3 protein-coding genes are annotated in these 2,654 nt (G+C 63.5%); all 3 read left to right on the plus strand.

Features of this window, described 5'->3' with window-relative positions; translation table 11 throughout:
* The coding region (locus AB4Z11_RS28890) for a transketolase C-terminal domain-containing protein (protein ID WP_442029265.1) at window positions 1-325 on the plus strand (325 nt) is incomplete at its 5' end.
* 2 nt (window positions 326-327) lie between these two features.
* Window positions 328-1,725, plus strand: a complete 1,398-nt coding sequence (locus AB4Z11_RS28895) for a dihydrolipoamide acetyltransferase family protein (RefSeq protein WP_442029266.1) — start codon at window positions 328-330, stop codon at window positions 1,723-1,725.
* 2 nt (window positions 1,726-1,727) lie between these two features.
* Window positions 1,728-2,654 (plus strand): FAD-dependent oxidoreductase (locus tag AB4Z11_RS28900; RefSeq protein ID WP_442029267.1); only part of this gene is annotated, 927 nt, incomplete at its 3' end.

Genomic DNA, 2,654 nt, shown 5'->3' on the forward strand with positions numbered 1-2,654 from the left:
GTGGGTATGCGATGCGGCAGCGCGTGAGACCGGCATCGACGCCGAGATCATCGACTTGCGCAGTCTGTGGCCGCTGGACCTGGAGGCGATCGTCGAATCGGTCAAGAAAACCGGCCGCTGCGTGGTGGTGCACGAGGCCACCCGTACTTGCGGCTTCGGCGCCGAGCTGGTGTCGCTGGTCCAGGAGCATTGCTTCTACCATCTGGAAGCGCCGGTTGAACGCGTAACGGGATGGGATACGCCTTATCCGCATGCGCAGGAATGGGCGTATTTCCCGGGTCCGGCGCGGGTTGGCGCGGCRTTCAAACGTGCGATGGAGGCATAACGATGGGTATTCACGTCATCAAGATGCCTGACATTGGCGAGGGCATTGCAGAGGTTGAATTGGTCATGTGGCATGTCAAGGTCGGCGATGCCGTCACCGAAGACATGATTCTGGCCGACGTCATGACCGAGAAGGCCACGATTGAGATTCCGTCGCCGGTACATGGCACCGTTGCCATGCTCGGCGGCGCGGCGGGGCAGGTGATGGCCGTGGGATCGGACTTGATCCATATTGAAGTGGAGGGTGAGGGTAATCTGAAGGCGCAGCCCGGTGCGGCATCCGCGTCCGCCGCTCAACAGGCACCAGCGTCTTCGCCGACGGCATCCGCGCATCCGGGCAGCGCGCCTGTAGCGCCAGCGCCTCCAGGCGCGCCCGCGAAGCCGATGCCCCCTGCAGTAGTACCGGCACCGGTGGCGGGATCAGTATCGGCACCAGCGTCGTACACGGCCGGTGTGCCCGCAGCGGCGCATGCGGCTGCGCTGCCGGCGGCGCAAGCGCCCGTGCGCGTGGCGCGCGAAGCGGGCGAGCGTCCGCTTGCCTCGCCGGCGGTGCGCAAGCGTGCATGGGACATGGGCATCGAACTGCAGTTCGTGCACGGCAGCGGGCCGGCTGGCCGCATCCTGCAGACTGACCTCGATTCCTACGTCGCGCGTGGCGTGCAAGGTGCACCGTCCGTAGTGGCGGGCGGCTACCGCGAGAATCATTCGGAACAGACCATCCCGCTGATTGGCCTGCGCCGCAAGATCGCGCAGAAGATGCAGGAGTCGAAGCGCCGCATCCCGCACTTCTCCTACGTGGAGGAGATCGACGTGACCGAGCTTGAAAGCCTGCGTGTGCGCATGAATGAGCAGTGGGGCAAGGAACGCGGCAAGCTGACCGTGCTGCCTCTGCTGGCGCGCGCCCTGGTGGTCGCGCTACGTGAGTTCCCGCAGATGAATGCGCGCTTCGATGACGATGCCGGCGTCGTCACGCAATACGGCGCCGTCCATCTCGGCGTCGCCACTCAGACCGACGCTGGGCTGATGGTGTCGGTGATGCGTCACGCCGAAGCACGCGACTTGTGGTCTTGCGCAACCGAGATCGGACGCCTGGCCGATGCTGCGCGTACCGGCAAGGCCACGCGCGAGGAGTTGTCCGGTTCCACGATTACCATATCCAGCTTGGGTCCCTTGGGTGGTATCGTCACAACGCCGGTAATCAATCATCCGGAAGTGGCCATCATCGGCGTCAACAAAATTGTGGAGCGGCCCATGGTGCGTCAGGGTGGTCTGGTGGTCCGCAAGATGATGAACCTGTCGTCCTCATTCGATCACCGCGTGGTCGACGGCATGCACGCGGCGCAGTTCGTGCAGGCCATCCGTGCTTTGCTTGAATGTCCAGCGATGCTATTCGTGGAGTAATCATGAACCAACATACCACTACGCTGCTGGTGATCGGCGGAGGTCCTGGCGGCTATATCGCGGCCATCCGCGCTGGCCAGCTTGGCATACCCACAACGCTGGTGGAAGCAGCGGAACTGGGCGGCACCTGCCTGAACGTCGGTTGCATTCCCTCCAAGGCGCTGATCCACGCGGCCGATGAATTCGAAAAGGCCAGCCATTACGCCAGCGGTTCGGCGCTGGGCATTTCGGTGCAGGCGCCGCATATCGACATCGGCCAGACGGTCTTATGGAAAGACGGTATCGTCGGGCGTCTGACCGGCGGCGTGGCGGCACTGCTGAAGAAAAGCGGCGTACGTGTGGTCAAGGGTTGGGCCAACATCGTGGATGGCAAAACCGTCGAAGTGATTCGTGATGGCGAAAGCCCGCAGCGCATCGGCTGCGAACATCTGCTGCTGGCGACCGGCTCACATGCTACCGAATTGCCCTTTATGCCGTTCGGCGGACGGGTGATCAGTGCAACCGAAGCGCTTTCGCCCAAGACTATGCCCGGCAAACTGGTGGTGGTGGGGGCAGGGTATATCGGTCTTGAGCTGGGCATTGCTTATGCCAAGCTCGGAGCGGAAGTGCATGTGGTGGAGGCGCAGGAGCGCGTCCTGCCTGCTTACGACGCGGACTTGACCCGGCCAGTGGCCATTGCACTCAAGGGCCTGGGTGTCGAAACTCATCTTGGCTGCTCGGTGCTCGGCCTGAACCAGGACGGCGCAGCGGTGCGTATCCGTAATGCGGCCGGTGAAGAGTCGGCCTTGGTGGCAGACCAGGTGCTGGTCGCAGTTGGTCGGCGCCCCAACACGCGTGGCTTCGGGTTGGAGAAGCTGCGCATCGATATGGACGGCCATTTCATCAAGGTTGACGACCAGTGCCGCACGTCGATGCGCGATGTGTGGGCC

This window comes from Pseudoduganella sp. RAF53_2, assembly GCF_052113985.1.
Lineage (GTDB): Bacteria > Pseudomonadota > Gammaproteobacteria > Burkholderiales > Burkholderiaceae_D > Rugamonas.

Coding starts and splice junctions, on each gene's coding strand:
- AB4Z11_RS28895 (WP_442029266.1), top strand. CDS start 328: ATGGGTATTCACGTCATCAAGATGCCTGACATTGGCGAGGGCATTGCA.